The sequence below is a fragment of the Mycetohabitans rhizoxinica HKI 454 genome (assembly GCF_000198775.1).
Taxonomy (GTDB): domain Bacteria; phylum Pseudomonadota; class Gammaproteobacteria; order Burkholderiales; family Burkholderiaceae; genus Mycetohabitans; species Mycetohabitans rhizoxinica.
The window spans coordinates 1,364,664-1,388,066 of the sequence record NC_014722.1; the positions used below are offsets into that span (position 1 = coordinate 1,364,664).

At 63.7% G+C, this 23,403-nt stretch carries 15 protein-coding genes and 1 pseudogene; 7 read left to right on the forward strand and 9 right to left on the reverse strand.

Annotation, left to right across the window (positions count from 1 at the left end; all coding sequences use genetic code 11):
• Window positions 1-213 precede the first annotated feature (213 nt).
• From cls to dapC, 6 genes and pseudogenes are all read right to left on the reverse strand, one after another.
• Complete coding sequence (gene cls / locus RBRH_RS06370; protein WP_041753473.1) at window positions 214-1,659, reverse strand: cardiolipin synthase; 1,446 nt, start codon at window positions 1,657-1,659, stop codon at window positions 214-216.
• A 191-nt stretch (window positions 1,660-1,850) separates the two neighbouring features.
• Window positions 1,851-2,745: pseudogene (prmB, locus tag RBRH_RS06375) on the reverse strand (50S ribosomal protein L3 N(5)-glutamine methyltransferase).
• A 152-nt stretch (window positions 2,746-2,897) separates the two neighbouring features.
• Window positions 2,898-4,037, reverse strand: a complete 1,140-nt coding sequence (gene dapE / locus RBRH_RS06380) for a succinyl-diaminopimelate desuccinylase (RefSeq protein WP_013435239.1) — start codon at window positions 4,035-4,037, stop codon at window positions 2,898-2,900.
• Window positions 4,038-4,049: 12 nt separating this feature from the next.
• Window positions 4,050-4,424 carry an ArsC family reductase gene (locus RBRH_RS06385; protein WP_013435240.1) on the reverse strand — a complete coding sequence of 125 codons (375 nt, stop codon included), beginning with the start codon at window positions 4,422-4,424 and terminating at the stop codon, window positions 4,050-4,052.
• Complete coding sequence (gene dapD / locus RBRH_RS06390; RefSeq protein WP_041753475.1) at window positions 4,425-5,252, reverse strand: 2,3,4,5-tetrahydropyridine-2,6-dicarboxylate N-succinyltransferase; 828 nt, start codon at window positions 5,250-5,252, stop codon at window positions 4,425-4,427.
• Between the two features lie 68 nt (window positions 5,253-5,320).
• Window positions 5,321-6,580 (reverse strand): succinyldiaminopimelate transaminase, encoded by a 1,260-nt coding sequence (gene dapC, locus RBRH_RS06395; protein ID WP_157864364.1) that lies wholly within the window; start codon window positions 6,578-6,580, stop codon window positions 5,321-5,323.
• 248 nt (window positions 6,581-6,828) lie between these two features.
• Between dapC and smc the strand changes: the two genes are divergently transcribed.
• From smc to def, 4 genes are all read left to right on the forward strand, one after another.
• Window positions 6,829-10,347 (forward strand): chromosome segregation protein SMC, encoded by a 3,519-nt coding sequence (gene smc, locus RBRH_RS06400; protein ID WP_041753478.1) that lies wholly within the window; start codon window positions 6,829-6,831, stop codon window positions 10,345-10,347.
• A gap of 39 nt (window positions 10,348-10,386) precedes the next feature.
• The gene (locus RBRH_RS06405; RefSeq protein WP_013435244.1) at window positions 10,387-11,610 is read left to right on the forward strand and encodes a cell division protein ZipA C-terminal FtsZ-binding domain-containing protein; all 1,224 of its coding nucleotides are present in this window, start codon (window positions 10,387-10,389) and stop codon (window positions 11,608-11,610) included.
• 192 nt (window positions 11,611-11,802) lie between these two features.
• Complete coding sequence (gene ligA / locus RBRH_RS06410) at window positions 11,803-13,848, forward strand: NAD-dependent DNA ligase LigA (protein WP_013435245.1); 2,046 nt, start codon at window positions 11,803-11,805, stop codon at window positions 13,846-13,848.
• On the forward strand, window positions 13,845-14,378 hold the full coding sequence (def, locus tag RBRH_RS06415) for a peptide deformylase (RefSeq protein WP_013435246.1): 534 nt from the start codon (window positions 13,845-13,847) through the stop codon (window positions 14,376-14,378). The genes ligA and def overlap by 4 nt, the downstream gene beginning before the upstream one ends.
• A 34-nt stretch (window positions 14,379-14,412) precedes the next feature.
• Here def and RBRH_RS17140 read toward each other — a convergent pair whose 3' ends face one another.
• The 3 genes from RBRH_RS17140 to map all read right to left on the reverse strand — a co-directional run bounded on the left by RBRH_RS17140 (window position 14,413) and on the right by map (window position 19,506).
• Complete coding sequence (locus RBRH_RS17140) at window positions 14,413-15,924, reverse strand: pseudouridine synthase (RefSeq protein WP_332414908.1); 1,512 nt, start codon at window positions 15,922-15,924, stop codon at window positions 14,413-14,415.
• A gap of 62 nt (window positions 15,925-15,986) precedes the next feature.
• Window positions 15,987-18,560 carry a [protein-PII] uridylyltransferase gene (locus RBRH_RS06425; RefSeq protein ID WP_041754253.1) on the reverse strand — a complete coding sequence of 858 codons (2,574 nt, stop codon included), beginning with the start codon at window positions 18,558-18,560 and terminating at the stop codon, window positions 15,987-15,989.
• 139 nt (window positions 18,561-18,699) lie between these two features.
• Complete coding sequence (map, locus tag RBRH_RS06430) at window positions 18,700-19,506, reverse strand: type I methionyl aminopeptidase (protein WP_041753480.1); 807 nt, start codon at window positions 19,504-19,506, stop codon at window positions 18,700-18,702.
• 451 nt (window positions 19,507-19,957) lie between these two features.
• Between map and RBRH_RS06435 the strand changes: the two genes are divergently transcribed.
• The 3 genes from RBRH_RS06435 to tsf all read left to right on the forward strand — a co-directional run bounded on the left by RBRH_RS06435 (window position 19,958) and on the right by tsf (window position 23,244).
• A complete protein-coding gene (locus RBRH_RS06435; RefSeq protein ID WP_157864365.1) occupies window positions 19,958-21,190 on the forward strand; it encodes an F-box domain-containing protein in 1,233 nt (410 codons plus the stop codon).
• A gap of 229 nt (window positions 21,191-21,419) precedes the next feature.
• Window positions 21,420-22,166, forward strand: a complete 747-nt coding sequence (rpsB, locus tag RBRH_RS06440; RefSeq protein WP_041753484.1) for a 30S ribosomal protein S2 — start codon at window positions 21,420-21,422, stop codon at window positions 22,164-22,166.
• A gap of 196 nt (window positions 22,167-22,362) precedes the next feature.
• Window positions 22,363-23,244 (forward strand): translation elongation factor Ts, encoded by an 882-nt coding sequence (gene tsf, locus RBRH_RS06445; RefSeq protein WP_013435252.1) that lies wholly within the window; start codon window positions 22,363-22,365, stop codon window positions 23,242-23,244.
• Window positions 23,245-23,403: the final 159 nt, after the last annotated feature.

Here is a 23,403-nt window from a genome sequence, read left to right on the forward strand (position 1 = left end):
CATCCGGGACCACGCCGTCAAAGGACGGTAACGTCGGCATTTCGAAGATCGATCCGATGGGTCGATTTGTATTAGCAATGCAATCAAACGCGTAGGCATTGCTATGAATTTTAGAGAAGAGGGCATGATGAAGCTGCATTGAAATTGTCATTGGCCGCCACGCTTCTACTGTTGACGCAGGCGGCACCCGCTTATCGCATTGAGCCCGCGCCGCTATAGAATCGGCGCGAACAGCCGCGCGACGTGCATCACCATGCGCCGCCACGCCGGTGTGCGCGCGTATTCGCTGGCTTGGACCGGATCAGACAATGCGAAATCGGCCTCGAGCATGGCCGCGACCTCTGCGGCAAACGTGGAATCGACAGTCAATAGCATGATCTCGAAATTCAGGCGAAATGACCGATTATCGAGGTTCGCACTGCCGATTGCGGCGGCGACACAATCGATTAACACGACCTTCTGGTGAAGGAAGCCGGGCCGATAGCGGAAGACTGGGACGCCCGCATGCGCCATGTCATGGGCGTACAGTCGGGAGGCTTCAAAAACGACGATATGATCGCGACGCGACGGAATCAGCACGCGCACGTCGACGCCGCGCATCACGGCGAGCCTGAGGGCGGCGAATACGGCCTCATCGGGTATCAAGTAAGGGCTGGTGATCCAGATGCGCTCGCGTGCCGCATGAATCGCTGCAACGAAGAACAACGAGCAGGTTTCCTGGCGGTCGGCCGGACCGCTGGCGATGACCTGGCAATGCATGTTGCCACCGCACGGGCGGATGGGCGGCGTGGTACGGGGCAGCCGCTGCGTGGCCCAGAACCAATCCTCGACGAACACGAATTCGATTTGCTTCACCACGGGCCCGCGCACTTCTATGTGCGTATCACGCCACGGCGATAATGGTGGTTTGCCACCCAAATATTCAATACCGACGTTGTGGCCGCCGATGAATGCGCGTTCGCCATCGACGACGATGATTTTGCGGTGATTGCGGAAATTAAGTTGGAAGCGGTTGACGAAGCGGCGGTTGGTGGCGAACGCATGCACCTGCACGCCGCCGGCACGCAGCGCGCTGACGTAGGCCGCTGGCAGGTCAATACTGCCGATGCTGTCATACAGCAAATGCACTTGCACCCCTTGTGCCGCCTTGGCCAGCAGTGCATCGCGCAGCATGTCGCCGACTGTGTCGGCCCGAATGATGAAGAACTGGATGAGCACGTAGTGACGTGCGGTGTCGATTGCGTCGAAGATCGCCGCAAACGTTGCCTCGCCGTTGACCAGCGTGCGCACGTGGTTGCCGGCCAAAAACGGCATGTGCGCGAGTGACGACAGTGCGGTGATCGTCTGTACGCCCAGCCGATTAACTGGCGCGCTGTCCAGCGCGTCGGATTGCGTGCCGATGTCGCCGACCAGATCCAAACGCCGCTCCCGGATCGCCTCGTACTCGACGCGTCGCGCGTCGACATAACCCTCGAAACGGCTACGCCCCAGGAAAAGGTACGGAACCAGCGTCAAGTAGGGCATCGCGACGAGCGAAACCGCCCACGCGATCGCCCCTTGCGACGTACGCGTGTGGAGAATCGCATGGCAGGCGGCGATGACGCCGAGCCCATGCGCACAAGCGACCAATGTACCGAGATGGAGCCAATCCAGTTGCATGCGGGAAAGCGGGCCAATGACAGCTCGCGCGGTGCGGCATGTCTTGCATCTTACCCGTCGTGGCGCTTTTTCGGCAGCGCCGATGTGGCGTGCATGCCGCAACGGCGCATACACTGGGGCGATGTGGCGCCGCAGCGTGCGGTTGTGTCTTCTTGTTCAGCGATGCTATACCACGACAGGGCTGCCGTGCATCATGATTGGCGACGTGGCAGGTCCGACGCGCGCAGTAGAAATACGCTGTCGTCGCCGGCGTGGGTTGGCAGCCACGTCAACGGCAGGCCCCCGAATGCAGCCTCGACGTGGGGCCGTTCGTTGCCGATTTCAATGACGAGCACCCCGTCATCGGTCAACCAGTCGCGTGCGGCGCCGATGATCCGGCGCACGATATCCATGCCGTCTGAGCCTCCCGCCAGCGCCATGGCCGGTTCGTGGCGATACTCGGCGGGCAATGCCTGCATCGACGCCTCGTTGACGTAAGGCGGATTGGCCAGAATCAAATCGTACTGGCGCTGCGGCAGCGGCTCGAACAGATCGCCTTCGAACAGTGTGACCCGCTCATTCAAGTCATAGTCGTCGACGTTGCGCTGCGCCACCTGCAGCGCGTGCGCCGACAGGTCGACCGCGTCGATCTCGGCGCCTGGGAACGCGTCGGCCGCCATGATCGCAAGGCAGCCGGAGCCGGTGCACAACTCGAGCACCGCGCCCAGTTCGTCGGGCGCGTCAATCCATGGCGACAGCCGCTCGAGCAGCAACTCGCCGATGAGCGAACGTGGCACGATCACGCGCTCATCGACATGGAAGCGATAGCCGTGTAACCAAGCTTCGTGGGTCAGATAGGCGGCCGGCAAACCGCTGCGTGACGCGCCGTTCAATGATGTCGAGTACCGCGCCGACTTCCTCGTCCAGCAGACGGGCATCGAGGAAAGGGTCCAGCGTGTCGAGCGGTAGGTGCAGCGTATGGAGCACCAGATACGCGGCTTCGTCATAAGCGTTTGCACTGCCGTGGCCGAATGCCAATTGAGCTTGGTTGAAGCGGGTGACCGCGTAGCGCAGCAAGTCGCGGACGGTCGAAAATGGATGATTCATGGTAAGCGACGGCATGAGGGCCGGGTTGAGCGTTGGCGGGTAGGAAGGGGCACGGCGGCATGAGGCACCAGCGACGTATTGAGCTTGACGTCGCCGGCGGCCGGGCCGGGCTGCGTCTGGCATCGCCACGGCGGCGCCAACCGTTCCGTACGTCACACGACGAGACGCTCCAGTACGCCCCGATAAACGTTTTTCAGTGGCTCAATGTGGGCCAACTCGATATGTTCATCGACCTTGTGGATCGACGCGTTACACGGGCCAAACTCGATGACCTGCTTGCAGATTCGCGCAATAAAGCGGCCATCGGAGGTGCCGCCGGTGGTCGAGAGCACGGGGCGTATGCCGGTCTCGGCCTCGATCGCCTGCTCGAGCGCGTTGGACAGCTCGCCGCGCGGTGTGAGGAACGGCATGCCGCTCAGGTTCCACGTCAATGTGTAGTCCAGTCCGTGGGCGTCGAGGATCGCGTGCACGCGCGCTTTCAACTCGTCGGGCGTCGTCGCGGTCGAGAAGCGGAAGTTGAAGTCGATACTCGCGCTGCCCGGGATGATATTGGTCGCGCCAGTTCCGGCATGCAGGTTCGATATCTGCCACGTGGTCGGTGGGAAGTATTCGTTGCCCTGGTCCCATGCTACGCGCACGAGCTCAGCCAGCGCGGGCGCGAGCAGGTGCACCGGATTCTTGGCTAAGTGCGGGTACGCGATATGACCCTGTATGCCACGCACGGTTAACGTGCCAGACAGCGAGCCGCGTCGCCCGTTCTTCACCGTGTCGCCGAAGCGCTCGCTGGAGGTCGGCTCGCCGACCACGCAGTAGTCCAGGCGTTCGCCGCGCGCTTCAAGCCGCTCGACTACCTTGACCGTGCCATAGCGCGCCGGTCCCTCCTCATCGCTGGTGATCAGCAGGCCGATCGAGCCGCGGTGCTGCGGATGGGCGGCGACGAATTCCTCGGCGGCGACGACAAAGGCGGCCAGCGACGCCTTCATGTCAGCTGCGCCGCGTCCGTATAGTCGGCCGTCGCGTCGCACCGGGACGAATGGATCGCTGCGCCATTGCTCGAGCGGCCCGGTCGGCACCACGTCGGTGTGGCCGGCGAACGCCAGCAGCTTGCCCGCCGGGCCGTCAGCGCCGCGCTTGAGCGCCCACAGGTTGGTGACACCGCCCTCGGCAATGGTTTCGCAGGTGAAGCCGAGCGCCACGAGGCGCTCAGCCATCAATGCCTGGCAGCCGGCGTCCTCGGGCGTGACGGACGCTCGGCCGATTAGGGCCTCGGTCAGGGCAAGCGTGCGGCTCATGGGCAGAAAAGGTCAGAACAGCGTTTGATACTGGTCGGCCGAGAAGCCGACCGCCTTGATGCCGTCGTCGGCCACGAGCACGGGACGCTTGATCACCGACGGCTTGTCGATCATTAATGCGATGGCGCCGTCGGTTGTGCCGGCTGCCGCCTTTTGCTCGTCGCTGAGCGCGCGCCACGTGGTGCCGCGCCGGTTCACGAGCGTGTCCAGCGGCACCTGGGCGAGCCAGTCGCGCAGCAATGCGGCGTTGACGCCGGCCTTCTTGACGTCGTGGAATGCGTACGCGACACCGTGCGCGTCAAGCCAGTCGCGCGCCTTTTTCACGGTGTCGCAGTTCGGGATCCCGTAGATGGTCAGCGCGTTGCCGCGCGACTTGCTGGTGGCCATTCAGTCGCCCCGCAGCAGTTCGTTGATGCCGACCTTCGAACGGGTCTTGGCATCGACTTTCTTGACGATCACCGCGCAGTACAGGCTGTATTTGCCGTCGGCCGACGGCAGGTTGCCGGCCACGACGACGGAACCCGGCGGCACGCGGCCGTACATGACTTCGCCGGTCTCGCGATCATAGATCTTCGTGCTCTGGCCGAGATAGACGCCCATCGAGATCACCGAGTTCTCCCCGACGATCACACCTTCGACGACTTCAGAGCGCGCGCCGATAAAGCAGTTGTCTTCGATGATCACCGGATTGGCCTGCAGCGGCTCGAGCACGCCGCCGATGCCGACCCCTCCGGACAGGTGAACGTTTTTGCCAATCTGCGCGCATGAGCCAACGGTGGCCCACGTATCGACCATCGTGCCTTCGTCGACGTATGCGCCGATGTTGGTGTACGACGGCATCAGCACGACGTTCTTCGCGATATACGAGCCGCGGCGCGCGATCGCCGGCGGCACGACACGAAAGCCGCCGGCGGCGAAGTCCTCTGGCGTGTAGTTCGCGAACTTGGACGGCACCTTGTCGTAGAACTGCGAGTAGCCGCCGGCAGCCATCGGCACGTTGTCCTCAAGCCGGAACGACAGCAGTACTGCCTTTTTCAGCCATTGGTTGACGACCCAGTCGCCGTCCTTCTTTTCGGCCACGCGAAGCGTGCCGCGGTCCAGCTCGCCGATCACGTGTGCGACAGCCTCGCGGATGTCGGCGGGGGCGGACTTCGGTGACAGCTCGGCGCGGTTTTCCCACGCGGTGTCGATGATCTGCTGCAAGGGTTGCGACATGGCTTGATGACTCGAGTGTGGTTGATATCGATGCAATGCGTGCGCGCCGCGCGGCAGGCGTCGGTGCGCTACAGGCTGTGACAGAATTGGACGATGCGTCGCGCGCCTTCGACGCATTCGGCGGTGTCTGCGACCAGCGCGATGCGCACGTAGTTGCGTCCCGGGTTGGCGCCGTGCGCGGTACGCGCGAGATAGGAGCCCGGTAGGACGGTGACATTATAGTCGGCGTACAAGCGCCGCGCGAATGCGCAATCGTCCAAGCCGGTGCGCGACACCTGCGCCCACAGGTAGAACCCCGCGTCGGGCATCGTGACATCCAGCACGTCGGCCAGCATCGGGGTGACGATGCCGAATTTCTCAACGTACTCCCGGCGGTTGTCGCGCACGTGCTGCTCGTCGCCCCACGCGGCGATGCTCGCGGCCTGGTAGACGGGGCTCAACGCCGAACCGTGATAAGTGCGGAACAATAGGAAGCGTTTCAGGATCGATGCGTCGCCTGCCACGAATCCGGAGCGCATTCCCGGCACGTTCGAGCGCTTGGACAGGCTGGAGAACATCACGATGCGCTCGAAGCCACGACCCAGTGCGTGGGCGGCCTGCAGTGCACCAAGCGGCGGGTTGCGCTCGTCGAAGTAGATCTCAGAGTAGCACTCGTCGGACGCGATAGTGAAACCGAAGCGCTCGGATAGGGCGAAAATCTCCCGCCAATCGTCCAGGCCCAACACGGCCCCGGTCGGATTGCCCGGGGAGCACACGTACAGCAGCTGCGTGCGTGCCCAGACATCATGCGGCACCGTGCCGTAATCGCATGCGTAGTGGCGGGCCGGATCGCTGTTTACATAGTACGGCTGCGCACCGGCGAGCAGCGCCGCCCCTTCGTAGATTTGATAAAACGGATTCGGGCACAGCACGACCGGCGGCTGACTCGCATCGCTTGTGCGACTGGGATCGATGACCGTTTGGGCGAACGCGAACAGCGCCTCGCGTGAGCCGACCACTGGCAGCACGTCGGTGGCCGGGTCCACCGCCGGCAATCCATAGCGGCGTTGCAGCCACGCTGCGATCGCGTGCCGCAACGGCGGCGTGCCGGCGGTCGCAGGGTACGACGCCAATCCCTCGAGCGACGCGCGGACGGCCTCGTGAACCAGCGCCGGCGTCGGATGCTTCGGCTCACCGATACCAAAACTGATCGGCGCATGGGCTGGCGAAGGGGGCACGCCGTCGAATAGCGCGCGCAGCTTTTCAAATGGATACGGTTGCAACAGGTTAAGACGCGGATTCACTAGCAGGCCTTTGTGGCGGCGTCGGGCACGGCGTCGGGCTGCCATATCGGCAGCGAGGACAGGCGCCGCCGCGTCGATGCACGCGGCCGCCGCATTGAAAGCGGGTTGATTCGCAAAGCTATAATTATAGCGTGCCTGCGCGGGCGTGCCGCCGGCACGACACGCTGCGTGACGAACGGCCCGAGCCGGTTTGGGCCGCCAATCGGCAATGGTATGATTGGGCCCGAACGTCCGGGCGCCGCATGGGTGCCGCGCGGACTCCATGCAATCTCTTTAAAACAGCGAATATCGCCGTGCGTCTGACCTCGATCAAGCTCGCTGGCTTCAAGTCCTTCGTCGATCTGACTCATTTCCAGGTGCCGGGCCAGCTCGTTGGCGTCGTCGGCCCCAATGGCTGTGGCAAGTCGAACATCATCGACGCGGTGCGCTGGGTGCTCGGCGAATCACGCGCGTCCGAGTTGCGCGGCGAATCGATGCAGGACGTGATCTTCAACGGCTCGACCGCGCGCAAGCCGGCCAGTCGCGCCAGCGTCGAGTTGGTGTTCGACAATGGCGACGGGCGGGCGGCGGGCCAATGGAGCCAATACGCAGAAATCGCGGTCAAGCGCGTGCTCACGCGTGACGGCACGTCCAGCTACTATATCAACAACCTGCCGGCGCGTCGGCGCGACATCCAGGACATCTTTCTGGGCACAGGCCTGGGCCCGCGCGCGTACGCGATCATTGGCCAAGGGATGATCGCGCGGATCATCGAGGCCAAGCCCGAGGAGTTGCGCGTCTTCCTGGAGGAGGCGGCCGGTGTGTCCAAGTATAAGGAGCGGCGCCGGGAGACGGCGAACCGCCTGAATGACACGCGCGACAACCTGACTCGCGTCGAGGATATCGTGCGCGAACTTGGCACGAACCTGGACAAGCTCGAGGGGCAGGCCATGATCGCGCAGCAGTTCAAGGCGTTGCAGGCCGAGGGCGAGGAAAAGCAGCGCCTGCTGTGGCTGCTGCGCAAGAACGAGGCGCAGGCCGAGCAGGAGCGCCAACAGCGGGCGATCGGTGCCGCGCAGGTCGAGCTTGAGGCGCAGATGGCGAGGCTGCGCGAAGTCGAGGCGCAACTGGAGACGATGCGCGTCGCGCACTACGCGGCCAGCGATGCGATGCAGGGCGCGCAAGGGACGCTGTACGAGGCCAATGCCGAGGTCAGCCGGCTGGAAGCGGAGATCAAATTCATCGTCGAGTCGCGCAATCGTGCGCAGAACCAGATTGCGGCGCTCACCGCGCAGCGGGATCAGTGGCAGAGGCAGGCCGAGCAGGCACGCGACGAACTGGCCGACGCGCACGCGTTGCTGGCCGAGGCCGAGGAGCGGGCGGCGCGCACGCAGGACGACGCGGCTGCGCAAAACGATGCGCTGCCGGCGTTGGAAGCGCGGTGGCGCGATGCGCAGGCCAAGCTCAATGACGAGCGGAGCGCGATCGCGCAAACGGAACAAGCGTTGAAGCTGGAGGCGGCGCATCAGCGCAACGCTGACCAGCAGTTGCAGCAGTTGCAGGTGCGGCTGGAGCGCCTGAGGAGTGAGCGGCAGGGGCTGGATGCGCCGGACGAGGCGCAACTTGAAGAACTGCGCATGCAGTTGGCTGAGCATGAGCAGATGCTGGACGATGCGCAGCAACGGCTCGCCGACGCGCAACAGCAGGCGCCGCAGCTAGACGAGGCGCGCCGCGCCGCGCAGGAGCGCGTGCAACAGGAAAACGCACGGATCCACCAGCTTGATGCGCGCTTGGCCGCGCTCAAGCAGTTGCAGCAAAATGTGCAGACGCAGGGCAAGCTTCAGCCGTGGCTGGACAAGCACGAACTGGCTGCGCTGCCGCGCCTGTGGAAGAAGCTGCACATTGAGCCCGGCTGGGAAATGGCGCTGGAATCGGTCTTGCGCGAGCGACTGGCCGCGCTCGAGGTCTCGAATCTGGATTGGGTCAACGCGTTTGCCACCGACGCGCCGCCGGCCAAACTCGCGTTCTATGCGCCCCCGCCGGCCGGCAAGCCGCTGCAGACGCCGGCTGGACTGCGGCCGTTGCTGGCGCTACTGCGCATCGATGACCCGGGACTGCGCGCGGTGCTCGGCGACTGGCTCGCCAATGCGTTCGTAGCCGACGATCTCGGCCAGGCACTGGCCGCGCGTGCCCAGCTGCCAGATGGCGGATGCTTTGTTGTCCAGGCCGGCCATCTGGTCACCCGCGTCGGCGTGCAACTGTATGCAGCCGATTCCGAGCAGGCCGGCATGCTTGCACGGCAACAGGAAATCGACAATCTCGGGCGCGAGGTCCGCGCCCAGGCGCTATTGGCGGATGAAGCGCGCGGCGCCGCGGTGCGCGCCGAGGCCGCGCATACGCAGGCGACGCAGGCGTTGGCCGACGCGCGGGCACAGGTCGAACGCGCGACGCAGCGGGTCCATGCATTGCAACTGGACGTGCTCAAGCTGACCCAGGCGCACGAGCGTTACACGCAACGCAGCGTGCAGATCGGCGAGGAACTCGATGAGATCGCCGCGCAGATCGACGAGCAGCGGGCCCTGCGCAGCGAGTCCGAGAGCAATTTCGAGCGTTTCGACACCGAGCTGGCTGAACTGCAGGCACGCTTCGAAGAAGAGCAGCTGGCGTTCGAGGCGCTCGACGAAACCCTGGCCGACGCACGCCAGAAGGCGCGGGAACTGGAGCGCGCGGCTCAAGATGCGGTCTATGCGCAGCGCGATGTCGCGGCCCGCATCGAGGCGCTCACGCGCAGTATCCAGGTCGCGCTGGAGCAGGACGCGCGCGTCGCCGGCGCGCTGCAAGAGGCGCGCGCGGAACTGGAAACGATCAACGAGCAAACGGCCCATACCGGGCTGCAGCAAGCGCTGGCATGGCGTAGCGAGCGTGAGAACGCGCTGCAGGCCGCGCGTGCCGAACTCGATGCGCTGACCGGCCAATTGCGGCAGGCCGACGAGCAGCGCCTGGCCGCGGAGCGCTCGCTGCAGCCGCTGCGTGACAAGATTACCGAGTTGCAGCTCAAGGAGCAGGCGGCACGGCTCAATCGCGAGCAGTTCGTCGAGCAACTGGAGGCAGCCGGCGTCGATGAGACGGCGCTGCAAGCCAAGCTCGGCGCGGACATGAAGCCATCGTACCTGCAGGGTGAGGTGACGCGAATCAATAACGCCATCACCGCGCTGGGCCCGGTGAACATGGCGGCGTTGGACGAATTGAGCGCGGCCCGCGAACGCAAGCAGTTCCTGGATGCGCAGTCGGCCGACCTGCAGCACGCGATCGAGACGCTCGAGGACGCTATCCGCAAGATCGACGAGGAGACGCGGGCGCTGTTGCAAGGCACCTTCGATGAAGTCAACCGGCATTTCGGCGAACTGTTCCCACGGTTGTTCGGCGGTGGACAGGCCAAACTAATCATGACGGGCGCGGAGATCCTCGATGCCGGCGTACAGGTGATGGCGCAGCCGCCGGGCAAAAAGAATTCGACTATCCACCTGCTGTCCGGCGGCGAGAAGGCGCTGACCGCGACGGCGTTGGTGTTTGCGATGTTCCAGCTCAATCCGGCGCCATTTTGCTTGCTGGATGAGGTCGATGCGCCGCTGGACGACGCCAATACCGAACGCTTCGCGAACCTGGTACGGGCGATGTCGGACAAGACGCAGTTCCTGTTCATCTCGCACAATAAGATCGCGATGGAAATGGCCCAGCAGTTGATCGGCGTGACGATGCAGGAACAAGGCGTGTCGCGAATCGTCGCGGTCGATATGGAAACGGCCGCGGGTTTCGCGCAGAACGCCGGGTAATGGACAGCAACACGAATAAGCATTGCTGATGGAGTCTGCATGGATGAATTGACGCTCGGATTGATAGGTGCGGGCGCAGTGGTGGTGACCGGCGTGGTCGCGTACAACGCGTGGCAGGCAGCCAAGGTACGGCGCAGAATGCCCCGGCCGATGCCGGACGATGCGGCGGCGGAGCTGGCGCGCGCACCCGATGCGAACGAGGAACGGCCGTTCATCGAGCCCGTGGCCCCGGGTTCACGCCATGAGTCCGGTTTTGGCGCGAACCAGGCCGGGGCACGCCGCGAACCGAGTTTCGGACCGTCGGCGGCGCCCGATACGCCGGTCGATTTGCAGGCGGAAGGCGTCGGCGATGGGGTCGGCGTCGCGCAGGCCGAGCCGTGCCCCGCGCATGATGGGCAGCAGGAGCCGATCATGCCGGCTGCGACGACGATCAACGCCGCACCACCGGCGCTCGTGGATCGGCGTATCGACTGCGTCGTGCCGATCCGCATCGCAGCGCCGGTCGCCGCTGAGAAGGTGCTGCCGCTCGCGCAACGGTTGCGGCGTGCTGGTGGCAAGCCGGTGTTCATCGAGGGCAAGGCCGAAGGCGGCGAGCACTGGGAGTGGCTGCAGGCGGGCGGGCGGTACCACGAGTTGCGTGCAGCGGTGCAACTGGCCAACCGCAATGGGCCGCTGAACGAGTTGGAATTTTCGGAGTTCGTGTCCGGCGTGCAGGCTTTCGCCGATGCGCTGGATGGCGCGCCCGAGTTTCCGGACATGATGGAAACGGTGTCGATGGCGCGCGAACTGGACGGGTTCGCCGCGCAATGCGATGCCCAATTGTCGGTCAACGTGTTGTCTGACGGCGCGCCGTGGTCGGCCAATTATGTGCAGGCCGTCGCATCGCAGGACGGATTGTTGCTGTCGCGCGACGGCACGCGGTTCGTCAAGCTCGACGCCAAGCAAAATCCGGTGTTCATGTTGCAGTTCGGCGACACCAATTTCTTGCGTGACGACCTGACATACAAGGGCGGCACGATGATCACGCTGCTGTTAGACGTGCCGGTGGCCGACGAAGACATCTTGCCGTTCCGGCTGATGTGCGACTACGCGAAATCGCTCGCGCAGCGCATCGGCGCTCGGGTCGTCGACGACCAGCGCCGGCCACTGCCCGAGACGGCACTGGCGGCGATCGATACGCAACTGATGACGCTGTACGCGAAGCTGGAGCAGGCGGGTATTCCCGCCGGCTCGCCGGCGACCCGACGGCTGTTTAGCAATTGACCGACCCGGCGCGCCGGCGGCCGTTGGCCGTTGGCGGCCGCCAGTCGATGATGGGGTGCTCGGTGCGGCACCTGCGCGAGCCCGGTGCATGGCGCCGGGTTTTTTTGTGCTGTCCGTCCTGTCATAGCGCTTCCGGCGGATGCCGCCGCATGCGGCTTCCTGCGATAATTTCACCATGAACGACCGATTTGCATGTCACGCATGATGTTTCCGCCATCCGCAGACCGCCCGGCCGAGCGTGCCGCCTGGCTGCGCACGGAGCTTGATCGCGCCAATCACGCGTATTACGTGCTCGATCGACCGGAGATCCCGGATGCCGAGTATGACAAGCTGTTCAAGGAACTCGAGCAGATCGAGGCGGACCATCCAGATCTGATCACGCCCGACTCGCCCACGCAACGTGTCGGTGGTGCGGTCGCCGAAGGCTTTGCGCCCATCGTTCACGACGTGCCGATGCTGTCGCTGAACAATGGGTTCGAGGACAGCGACGTCGACGCGTTCGACAAGCGCGTCAGTGATGTGCTGCAGCACGGTGACGTCGAATACGCATGCGAGCTAAAGTTCGATGGCCTGGCAATCTCGCTGCGGTATGAGAACGGCCGCTTCGTGCAGGCTTCCACGCGTGGCGACGGCACGACTGGCGAGGATGTGACCGCGAACGTGCGCACCATTCGGTCACTGCCATTGACACTCAACGGCAACGCGGTGCCGAAAGTCATCGATGTGCGCGGCGAAGTGCTGATGTTCAAGCGCGATTTTGAGCGACTCAACGCGCGGCAGCGCGAGGCGGGCCAGCGTGAATTCGCGAACCCACGCAACGCGGCAGCCGGCAGTCTTCGGCAGCTTGATTCGAGAATCACCGCGAAGCGTCCATTGTCGTTTTTCGCGTACGGCATCGGCGTACTCGACGGCGTGCCGATGCCGGACACGCATTCGGCGCTGCTCGACTGGTACGTCAACATGGGCTTGCCGGTGAACAAGGAACGGGCGGTGGTCCGCGGTGCAGCAGGCCTGCTCGTGTTCTTCCGCGGCGTGGGCGCGCGCCGCGCGTCGCTGCCATATGACATCGACGGCGTCGTCTACAAAGTCAACCGGCGTGACGAGCAGGACCGGCTCGGTTTCGTGTCTCGTGCGCCGCGCTTTGCGCTGGCGCACAAGTTTCCGGCCGAGGAAGCGCTGACCCGGCTGCTGGCGATCGAGGTGCAGGTCGGCCGTACCGGCGCGATCACGCCCGTTGCGCGGCTCGAGCCGATCTTCGTCGGTGGCGCCACGGTGACCAATGCAACGCTGCACAATGAGGACGAGGTACGTCGCAAGGATATCCTGATCGGGGACACCGTCATCGTGCGCCGCGCCGGCGACGTGATTCCGGAAGTGGTCGGTGCTATCAAGGAGCGCCGGCCGGTCGATGCGCGGCCTTTCACGATGCCAACCCACTGTCCGGTCTGTGGTTCCGCGATCGAACGGCTGCCGGACGAGGCGATCGCGCGATGCACGGGCGGATTGGTCTGCGCCGCGCAGCGCAAGCAGGCGTTGTGGCATTTCGCGCAGCGGCGCGCACTCGACATCGATGGGCTCGGCGAGAAGATCATCGATCAATTAGTCGAGCAGAGCCTGATTCGTACGCCCGCCGACCTGTTCAGCCTCGGCTTTGCGACGGTGGCGCAACTGGACCGTTTCGCGGACAAGTCTGCGCAGAACCTGATCGACTCGTTGGAGCGCGCGCGCCATACGACGTTGCCGCGGTTCATCTATGCGCTGGGCATTCGACACGTAGGCGAGGCGACCGCAAGGGACCTGGCCCGGCATTTCGGCTCGCTCAATGCGTTGATAGACGCCAGCGAGGAGGCGCTGCTCGAGGTCAACGACGTTGGCCCCGTGGTCGCGGAGGCGATCCGCCATTTCTTCTCGGAGCCGCATAACCGGATGGTGATCGAGCAACTGCGTGCAGCCGGCGTGCAGTGGCCCGAAGGGCCGCCGGCACCCCGGAAACCGGCCGGGCCGCTTGCCGGCATGACGGTGGTGCTGACCGGCACGTTGCCGACCCTATCCCGCGAGGCAGCGAAGGAGAGGCTGGAGGCCGCTGGTGCGAAGGTCGCGGGATCGGTGTCGAAGAAGACGAATTACGTGGTGGCCGGAGCCGACGCGGGCAGCAAGCTGACGAAGGCCGAGGAGTTGGGCATTCCGATTGTTGACGAAGAAGGGATGCGTAGGCTTTTAGAGGGTGAACAGCAATGATTCACGAAATTCTCAAAATGGGCGACCCGCGTCTGTTGCGCATGGCGAAACCGGTGGACAGGTTCAATACGCCGGAATTGCATCAACTGATCCAAGACATGTTCGAGACGATGCGCGCAGCCAACGGCGCGGGATTGGCCGCGCCGCAGATCGGCGTGGATCTGCAAGTCGTGATCTTTGGCTTCGGGCAGAACGCGCGCTATCCGGATGCGCCGGCCGTACCGGAGACCGTGCTGATCAACCCGATGATCACCCCCGTTTCGCTGGACATGGAAGAAGGATGGGAGGGCTGCCTGTCGGTGCCGGGACTGCGGGGCATTGTCAGCCGCCTGTCGATGATCCGCTATGAAGGTCATGACCAGTACGGCCAGCCGATCGACCGTATCGCCGAGGGGTTTCATGCGCGGGTAGTGCAGCATGAGTGCGATCATTTGATCGGCAGGCTGTATCCGATGCGCATTACCGATTTTTCGAACTTCGGTTTCACCAAAGTGCTGTTCCCGGACCTGGATCCTTTGTCCGACGATTGACACAGGCCCGCGTCGCCGGCGGGTACCGGCTGCCTCAGAAGTGTTCGTCCGCGCGCAAATAGCGCCATTTACCGGACGGCAGCGCGCCAAGCACGAGTTGGCCTATTCTGACGCGTTTCAGGCCGACGACCTCCAGGCCGACTAATTCGCACATGCGGCGGATCTGGCGTTTGCGGCCCTCGCGCAGCACAAAGCGTAACTGCTCGCCGTTTTGCCAATCGACCTGCGCCGGCTTGAGCCGCACGCCGTCCAGCGACAATCCTTCGCGCAGTTGCGCTAGCTTATCGATGGGGAAATAGCGTTCCACCTGCTGCGTGTGCGTGCCGTAGCGCACGCGCACCAAGTATTCCTTTTCCACCTCGGACTGTTCGCCAATCAACTGCTTGGCGATACGGCCGTCCTGCGTGAGCACGAGTAAGCCGGTCGAATCGATGTCGAGCCGGCCAGCAGGCGCTAGTGAGCGCAGATGGGTAGCGGAAAAGCGCGTAGGCGCGGGATCGTCGCTCCAGCGATTGGCCGGCGTGATGAGCGCGACGGCGGGAGGATAGTCGCCTTCCGGCTGGCCGGAGACGTATCCGACCGGCTTGTTCAGCACGATCGTCACTTGCCGTGCTTGGGCTGCGCGTGCGTTGGGTAGCACGTCGATGTGCTGCGCGGCGGTGACCTTCGCGCCGAGCGTGTCGACAATCTGCCCGTCGACGCGGACCCAGCCCTTCTCAATCCATTCGTCGGCTTCGCGGCGCGAGCACAGGCCGAGTTCGGACATTCGCTTCGACAACCGCATCTGGCCGGGCACATCGGCCTCGATCCCGCGGTGGATGTCGTGGCGCGGCAGGCCCGCATCAGCGCGCGGACGCGACGCACGCGTCCAGTCCATTGGCGCGCGCTTGACCTGTTGTGTGCCGCCGCCACGCTCGCGGGGACTGCGTGCCGGACTCCGCTCGGCAGTGCTTCGCGCACCGATGCGCTCGGCCAGGGCCTGTGCCGGCGATTGGCGCGGCTTGCGACCGGCATGGTCGGGCTTGTCGCGACGTGCCGGCGCTTGTGCCTGCGTACGCTTGCCGGCACTCGCGCCGCGCTCGCGACCGCCGCGATCCGTGCCTTGGAACGGCTCACCGGCGGCTACCTCGTCTTGCCGCTTGGTGCGACGCGCTTGCGTCGGTGCGGTGGCGAGACGGCGCGCTGACGTGCGTCGTCGATCCGGTGAGGGCGAGGTCGATGATGACGTGGAGGTTGGCGTGGGCATCGACGCAGCGCCCGGCAGGCGAGGCGCGCGCCTTGCGTCGCGCGCGTCAGATCGGTCGCCCGAGTCCGCGCGGGCAGGCGCCCCGGCCGCCGTTCGGCGCGGCACGACGGCGTTGCCTGGCGTGTCGGCGCGCACGCTCCCATGGCGCTTGCTGGCTGTAGTGGTGTTACCGCCGGCGGGCGTGGCCGGGTGGGGGGTGGGGCGACGTCCAGCCGGCGCACGCTGGTCGGCGTCGCGGCCTTCCCGCGGTGCCTGCGCGGCGCTGCGCCGGGTTGCGTCGCGCTTCGCGCCGGGTCGCACCGGCTGTCGCGACGGCGAGTCTGGTCGAGGATGTTTCGCGGTAAGCTTTACGCGCATAAGATTTAAACTGCGATCGCGCGCAGTAGTTCGGTTTCAAGTTGGATCTGCTTGCGGCTGTCAGCCAAGCCATTGCCATCAAGCAGGAAAACGTCCTCGACTCGCTCGCCGAGCGTGTTGATCCGGGCGGCCCGCACACCGACGCGATGGTCGGCTAGCACGCGCGCGATCCCATACAGCAGCCCAAGCCGGTCGTTGGCGGAGATCGATAACAAATAGTACTGCCCCCGTTCGTCGGCGCGAAGATCGACGCGCGGCGTGATCGGGAAGGTACGCGACAGGCGTGACAGGCGGCCCTTGGCGGGCTTCGGCAACAAGTCGGGCGAGGTGAGCCATGCGGCGAGTTGTTGCTCGACGAGGTTGACGATGTCGCGGTAGTGCACGCCTTCGTTAGTGCTGACCACCAGGAAGTTGTCTAGCGCGTAGCCATGCCGCGTGGTGTTCACCCGCGCATCGAGCACGGACAGGCCGCTGCGTTCGAAATACGCGCAAATGCCGGCGAACAGGTCGGGCCGGTCCTGCAAGTAGACGAGCACCTGTAATCCGTCGCCGATCGGCGATGGGCGCGCCCGCACAATCGGGGTAGCGCAGTGGACGTGCCGGTAAAGCACGCGGGTCTGCCATGCGATGTCGGCCGCATCATGACGCAGAAAGTAGCCGACGTCGAGTTGGTCCCACAGCGCTTGATGCACGCCGTCCGGCACCGTTTGCAGCCTCAGCAGCGCGAGCGCTTCGTCTTTGCGCGTGCGCAGCTCGGCGTGCTGGTCCGGCCGGGCGCCCCCTAGCACGTTTAGCGTGACCCGGTACAGGTCTTCGAGCAGTTTGCCTTTCCACGCGTTCCAGACCTTTGGGCTGGTGCCGCGGATGTCCGCCACGGTCAGCAGGTACAGTGCGGTGAGCCGGCGCTCGTTACGCACGAGGGCGGCGAAACGGCCGATTACGGCCGGGTCGGACGTGTCTTGCTTCTGGGCAACCTGGCTCATCGTCAGATGATGTTCGACGAGCCATACGACCAGCGCGGTATCTTGCGGGTCAACGCTGTGCTCGCGGCAAAAGCGTTGGGCGTCGGCCATGCCCAGCTTCGAATGATCGCCGCCGCGGCCTTTCGCGATGTCGTGAAATAGCGCGGCGATATACAGCACCCACGGTCGCTCGAAGTTGGCGAACAGCTGGCTACAGAACGGGTACTCGTGCGCATGCTCTGCAATTGAGAAGCGCCGGATATTGCGCAGCACCATCAGGATGTGCTGGTCGACCGTGTACACGTGATACAGATCATGCTGCATTTGGCCGACGATGCGGCGGAAATTGAGCAGGTAGCGCCCGAGCACGCTCGTCTGGTTCATCAGCCGTAGTGCGTGCGTGATACCTTCCGGCTGTTTCAGAATCTCCATGAACAAGCGGCGGTTTTGCGGGTCGCGGCGCCAGTTCCGGTCCATGACCTCCCGCGCGTGGTACAGCGCGCGCAGTGTCCGGGCGGACAGACCTTTGACCCCTCGCACCTGCTCGTACAGTAGGAATGCCTCTAGGATCGCGTTGGGTGCGCGCTGGAACACGTCGTCATCGACGATTTCCAGCATGCCCTGTTTCTCGATGAAGTGCTCGGACAATTGGCGTGTGACACCGCTGGTCCGCGGGAACAGTTGTGCCTCGATGTTCTGAATCAGGATCGTGGCCAGTTGCGTGACTGCCTTGGCGGCCCAGTAGTAGCGCCGCATCAATTGCTCGCTGGCGCGCTTCTCGCGCGTGCACCGGTAGCCGAATGCCTCGGCCAGCGCGGTCTGCAGGTCAAACGCGAGAACGTCCTGGCGTCGTCCGGCGAGCACGTGTAGCCGGGCGCGCAACGTTTTCAGAAATTGTTCGTTGCGCCGCAGCTCGCGGCTTTCGCGCACGGTGATCAGCCCGCGCGCCTCGAGCGCCTGCCAGCTGTGACCGAAGCCGGCGGCGCGCGTGATCCATAGGATCAACTGCAAGTCACGCAGCCCCCCGGGACTTTCCTTGCAGTTCGGCTCGAGACTGTATGGCGAATCTTGGAATTTCGCGTGCCGCTGGCGCATCTCGAGCATTTTTGCAGTAAAGAATGCGCGCGGATCGAGCGTTTCGTAAAAGCGTGCGAGGAACGCCTGCTGCAGCGTGATGTTGCCAACGATCCAGCGAGCTTCGAGCAGCGACGTTTGCACGGTGACGTCCTGACGCGCCTCGTCGATGCACTGCTCGACGGTGCGCACGCTACTGCCTAGTTCAAGCCCCAGGTCCCACGCCAGCCGAATAAAGCGCTCAATACTGGCCCGCAGGTTTGCGTCGGGCTCGTCGTTGAGCAGTACCAGGATGTCGATGTCGGAATGCGGCGCAAGCTCGTCGCGCCCGTAGCCGCCCACAGCAAGCAGCGTCAATGCTGGCGGCATCGCACACGCCTGCCACGCCTCGACGAGCACGCCGTCGACCCGCCGCGCGAGCGAGCGCATCAGCGTGTCGACGTTGCCGGCATGCGCAAACCGTTTAAGCAATTGGGCCTTGGCTGCCTTAAATTCGTTTTTCAGCGACGAGGGGGGCTCGGTGACCATAGCGCAGGCACTCATGGGCAGGCCTGTTTCATCAAATCGGGCGCGGCGGGTGACGCTGCGCGTGGCCGGCATGCCGACGCCGTATGATGACGCGAGGCAGGCAGCGTGTGACGGCACATCGGTGTGGCAGCCGGTGTGGGTCGGTACGCTAAACTCACGCGGTGACGGCAATCGTCGGCTTGGCTGGCGTGCCGGCCGATACGGTTAGTACTTCGTAGCCGGTTTGCGTAACCAGCACCGTGTGCTCCCATTGAGCGGACAAACTGCGATCGCGCGTCTTGACGGTCCACTTGTCCGGCATCGTGCGGACGTCGCGGCGCCCCGCATTAATCATCGGCTCGACCGTAAAGATCATGCCCGGCTGGATTTGCACGCCTGTGCCGGGGCGACCGTAGTGCAGGATCTGCGGATCCTCGTGGAACGCAGTGCCGATGCCATGGCCGCAATATTCGCGCACGACGCTGTAGCCATGCGCTTCGGCGTGACGCTGAATTGCGTGCCCGATGTCGCCCAGATGCGCGCCGGGCTGCACCTGTTCAATGCCGAGCCACATGCATTCATACGTGACCTGCACAAGCCGCTTGGCCAAGATCGATCCTTCGCCGACGATGAACATACGGCTCGTGTCACCAAAGTAACCGTCCTTGATCACCGTGATGTCGATGTTCAACGTGTCGCCGCTCTTTAATGACTTGTCGCCGGGGATACCGTGGCAAATCACATCGTTCACGGAGATGCAGGTTGCTTTCGGATACGGCGGATAGCCGGGCGGCTGGTAGTTCAGCGGCGCGGGCACGGTGTGCTGCTCATTGAGCATGTACTCGTGGCAGAGCCGGTCGAGCTCGCCGGTGGTGATGCCGGGCTGGATGAAAGGCGTGATGTAATCAAGTACCTCACTCGCAAGGCGGCAGGCGACGCGCATCTTTGCGATGTCGTGTTCGGTTTTAATCGTGACGGTCATAGGGGACCACGCTGGATAAATGGCATGAAGTTGCGCCACATTATCGCATTTTCGCTGCGCGCCCACAGGGGCTCGCACGCACGGCGCAGCGTCGTCATCGGCAAAGTGGGGCAGGATGTCGAGAAATGCTGCAGCGCTAAGATCGGCCAAGGGATGTGCTAGCGTATGCGTGATGTTTGGGCGATGGCTATGACGTGGGTCTGAAGCGCCTGGGTAGTCCTTTCCATGCCCGTCCTCAATGCATAACCGAGTGAGCTTGCCAATGGATTACGATTCGAACTCCACGATTAACAGCGTTCAAACCGCTTTATATGCCACGGAAAGTCGGCAAGCCGGTCGTCCTACCACAGCCGCACCGCCTCATCCGCCTGGCCTGACGGTACCTGCGAGCGCAGGTGGGCAGCCAAGCTCGACGACCGGTGCGGCGGCTGGCTCGGCAAGCCGTCCGACGATGCATTGGGCGACGAATCGGACAAGCCGTCCGACGACGTACCACGACCTGCCGCCCGAGATCATTCAGCAGTTGGCCGCCCACCTGCCTTTCAACGATATTGGCAACTTGGCGACGGTGGACAGGCGGACATACCGCGGATTGCAAGAAAGGCGGCTGAGTTGGCTTTGCTGTCGGCGGGCACACTATGCCCGTGAAATGGATCTGGCGTCGATGCAACAACTGCTCGCTGAAATCGAGCGTATTCACGCCGAGCCGATGTTGCGCGCCGAGCCGCTTGACGCATTGTGGCCGCGGTTATCGGATCTGCCGGAAGAGCAGCAGCTAGGCGCGTTTCAACGATTTTTCGAGGCCGCAGGCCGTGTGCCGCGGCAAGGCTTACCAATACAAAAAGACATGATCCGGTCCATACTCAATTTTTCCGACCGGCTGCAGCGTCCTTTATATGAATTTGCGTATGCAGACGCCGAACGACGCAGCCGTGAACAAGGAAGCACTTGGGCCGCTGTGGCATCGTTGCTTAGATGCGGGTCAATTGGTGGGGCGCGGTACGAAAACGAATATCAAGCTTTTCTGGGCCGGCTTCCCGCGTTGGACGCAGCTGGCCAGGCCGATCTGCTCGTGGAATTGACGAAACTACTGCCTGGCCTCCGCCGCGATGCGCATGCGCAGACGAAAACCATCGAGTATTACCGAATATTGCAGCAATGGGTGCAACGCCTACCCGCGTCACACCGAGGTGCAGTGATCGGCATGCTAGCTAACATGATATGGGCGTTGCCCGCCGAGCACAGAGCCGTGCACTATGCCGATCTGCGGCACTTGACGCTATCGCTGCCCGATCACCAATTGGGCGAGGCACTACACTACCTGCCGTCCGCGCTCGCGGTATTGCCGACAGAACAACAAGCGCATGAGTTATCGCTACTCGAGCCGGCCATTCAACGCGCGTTACCCGAGCATCGCATATGGGTGGCACTCGGGCTGCTCGAGAGCACGACGAAGTTGAATGAAGCGCTGTCAAGCCAGTTATGGCAGCGGGGACTGCGTCTGCTTGACGGCGGTGATGAAACGGATGTGCTGCTTGTACTCGAGGAAATGGACGACCGGTTTATCCCGTTCTTGCCTGCGCAGCAATGGGAAAACGCAAAAAACGAGATCCTGGCATTCGTTGAACGCAATCCGCTCAGCGAGGACGCTCGCGCCGAATTGCTGGAATACCTGGAGGAATAACATCGGCATGCGAAGCGGGCTACGGCAAAGCGCGCACATGATCCGAATGCGCTGATTACCGTGCTCGTGCAACCAGTGTGCTTGAGGGGCACCATATACGCGTGCTACAATATCGGGCTAGTCGGCTTGTAATCGGCTAAATCACAAACCGGTGCGTCCAAGGGTGTTCGCGCGATATAGGCGCGGATGCGGCAACCGGTTTCAGACTCAACCCTTCGTGGAGAATTTCATGGCAGTTACGATGCGTCAGATGTTGGAAGCGGGTGTGCACTTCGGTCACCAGACCCGCTTCTGGAACCCGAAGATGGCACCGTTCATCTTCGGTCACCGCAACAAGATCCACATCATCAACCTCGAAAAGACGTTGCCGATGTACAACGACGCGCTGAAGTACGTGCGTCAGTTGGCGGCGAATCGGGGCACGATCCTGTTCGTTGGCACGAAGCGTCAGTCGCGTGACACGATCGCAGAGGAAGCGGCACGCGCTGGCATGCCGTACGTGAACAACCGCTGGCTCGGCGGGATGTTGACGAACTTCAAGACGCTGAAGACGTCGATCAAGAAGCTCAAGGACATGGAAGCGGCGATCGAGTCCGGCGAAGTCGAGAAGATGAGCAAGAAGGAAGCGCTGATGTTTGAGCGCGAAATGGCAAAGCTGCAAAAGTCGATTGGTGGCGTGAAGGACATGGGCGGCATTCCGGACGCGATCTTCGTGATCGACGTCGGCTACCATAAGATCGCCGTCACTGAGGCGAAAAAGCTCGGCGTGCCGGTTATTGCGGTCGTCGACACGAACCACTCGCCAGATGGCGTTGACTATGTGATTCCGGGTAACGACGACGCGAGCAAAGCGGTCGTGTTGTACGCGCAGGGGGTCGCCGATGCGATTCTCGAAGGTCGCGCGAATGCGTTGAACGATGTTGTGCAGTCGACCCGTGGCGACGACGAGTTCGTCGAGGTCAACGAGCAGGCCTAACCCTGCATCAGCGACCAGCCAGACAAGGGGCTTCACTGAGCCCCTTTTTTTTAGCTGGTGCGGTTCCCGGCCCAGGTGCCGCCGCGATGCGCGGCTTGCGCGAGCGGCGTAGTGGGACAACGGATCGTGGCCGCGCGCGGTGTCCGCGCGGCGTGTAGACAACCGGAATAGTCCGACAGATTGACAGGAGCGAACAATGGCGGCAATTACCGCAAGTATGGTTGCAGAACTGCGCGCGAAGACCGATGCGCCGATGATGGAATGCAAGAAGGCGTTGACCGAGGCCGACGGCGACATGGCCCGCGCCGAGGAGTTGCTGCGTGTAAAGCTCGGCAATAAGGCGAGCAAGGCGGCGGCGCGCGTGACCGCGGAAGGCGTGATCGTGTCGTTCATTGGCAATGGCGCCGGCGCGTTGGTCGAGTTGAACTGCGAAACGGACTTCGTCGCAAAGAACGAAGATTTTATCGCTTTCTCAAAAAAGGTCGCGGAACTGGTTGCCACGCAGAATCCGGCCGACGTCACTGCGCTGTCCGCGCTGTCGCTGGACGGCTCGACGGTGGATGCGGTGCGGACTGCACTGGTCGGCAAAATCGGCGAAAACATGACGATCCGCCGCTTTTCGCGCTTTGAGACCGCGCGTAAACTGGCGTCGTACCTACACGGCACGCGCATCGGTGTGCTGGTCGAATACGACGGCGCCGACGAGCAGGTCGGCAAGGACGTTGCGATGCACATCGCCGCGATGAAGCCGGTGTCGCTGTCGTCGGCCGACGTGCCAGCCGAGCTGATCGCGAAAGAGCGCAGCATCGCTGAACAGAAGGCGGCCGAGTCGGGCAAGCCGGCCGAGATCGTCGCGAAGATGGTCGAAGGCAGCGTGCAAAAGTACCTGAAGGAGGTGTCGCTGTTGAACCAGCCGTTTGTGAAGAACGATAAGCAGACCGTCGAGCAGATGCTCAAGGCCGCGAATACGACGGTGCAGCGCTTTGCGCTGTTCGTCGTCGGCGAAGGCATCGAAAAGCGCCAGGATGACTTCGCGGCCGAAGTGGCCGCGCAGGTCGCCGCCGCGCAGAAGCAGTAAGCCGTTGCGGCAACGGTAGCGCGCCCATCCAGGCGTGGCGCCGTGCTTGCAGCGAGGCCGTGTTGCCGGGGCCCCGCCCACGCGGGTGTCCTTCGGCCGGCGAGACGATCCGCTGCCGTGCCGGCGCATCGCATGCGTCCGGGTGAGCGTCGGACGGCG

What these genes read in the sequence shown, in the direction of transcription:
- RBRH_RS06385 (WP_013435240.1), bottom strand. Translation starts at nt 4,424, where the DNA reads ATGGCCACCAGCAAGTCGCGCGGCAACGCGCTGACCATCTACGGGATC.
- RBRH_RS06405 (WP_013435244.1), top strand. Translation starts at nt 10,387, where the DNA reads ATGGATGAATTGACGCTCGGATTGATAGGTGCGGGCGCAGTGGTGGTG.
- dapC (WP_157864364.1), bottom strand. Translation starts at nt 6,580, where the DNA reads ATGGCAGCCCGACGCCGTGCCCGACGCCGCCACAAAGGCCTGCTAGTG.
- dapD (WP_041753475.1), bottom strand. Translation starts at nt 5,252, where the DNA reads ATGTCGCAACCCTTGCAGCAGATCATCGACACCGCGTGGGAAAACCGC.
- RBRH_RS06425 (WP_041754253.1), bottom strand. Translation starts at nt 18,560, where the DNA reads ATGAGTGCCTGCGCTATGGTCACCGAGCCCCCCTCGTCGCTGAAAAAC.
- rpsB (WP_041753484.1), top strand. Translation starts at nt 21,420, where the DNA reads ATGGCAGTTACGATGCGTCAGATGTTGGAAGCGGGTGTGCACTTCGGT.
- map (WP_041753480.1), bottom strand. Translation starts at nt 19,506, where the DNA reads ATGACCGTCACGATTAAAACCGAACACGACATCGCAAAGATGCGCGTC.
- def (WP_013435246.1), top strand. Translation starts at nt 13,845, where the DNA reads ATGATTCACGAAATTCTCAAAATGGGCGACCCGCGTCTGTTGCGCATG.
- ligA (WP_013435245.1), top strand. Translation starts at nt 11,803, where the DNA reads ATGTCACGCATGATGTTTCCGCCATCCGCAGACCGCCCGGCCGAGCGT.
- tsf (WP_013435252.1), top strand. Translation starts at nt 22,363, where the DNA reads ATGGCGGCAATTACCGCAAGTATGGTTGCAGAACTGCGCGCGAAGACC.
- cls (WP_041753473.1), bottom strand. Translation starts at nt 1,659, where the DNA reads ATGCAACTGGATTGGCTCCATCTCGGTACATTGGTCGCTTGTGCGCAT.
- RBRH_RS06435 (WP_157864365.1), top strand. Translation starts at nt 19,958, where the DNA reads ATGCATTGGGCGACGAATCGGACAAGCCGTCCGACGACGTACCACGAC.
- dapE (WP_013435239.1), bottom strand. Translation starts at nt 4,037, where the DNA reads ATGAGCCGCACGCTTGCCCTGACCGAGGCCCTAATCGGCCGAGCGTCC.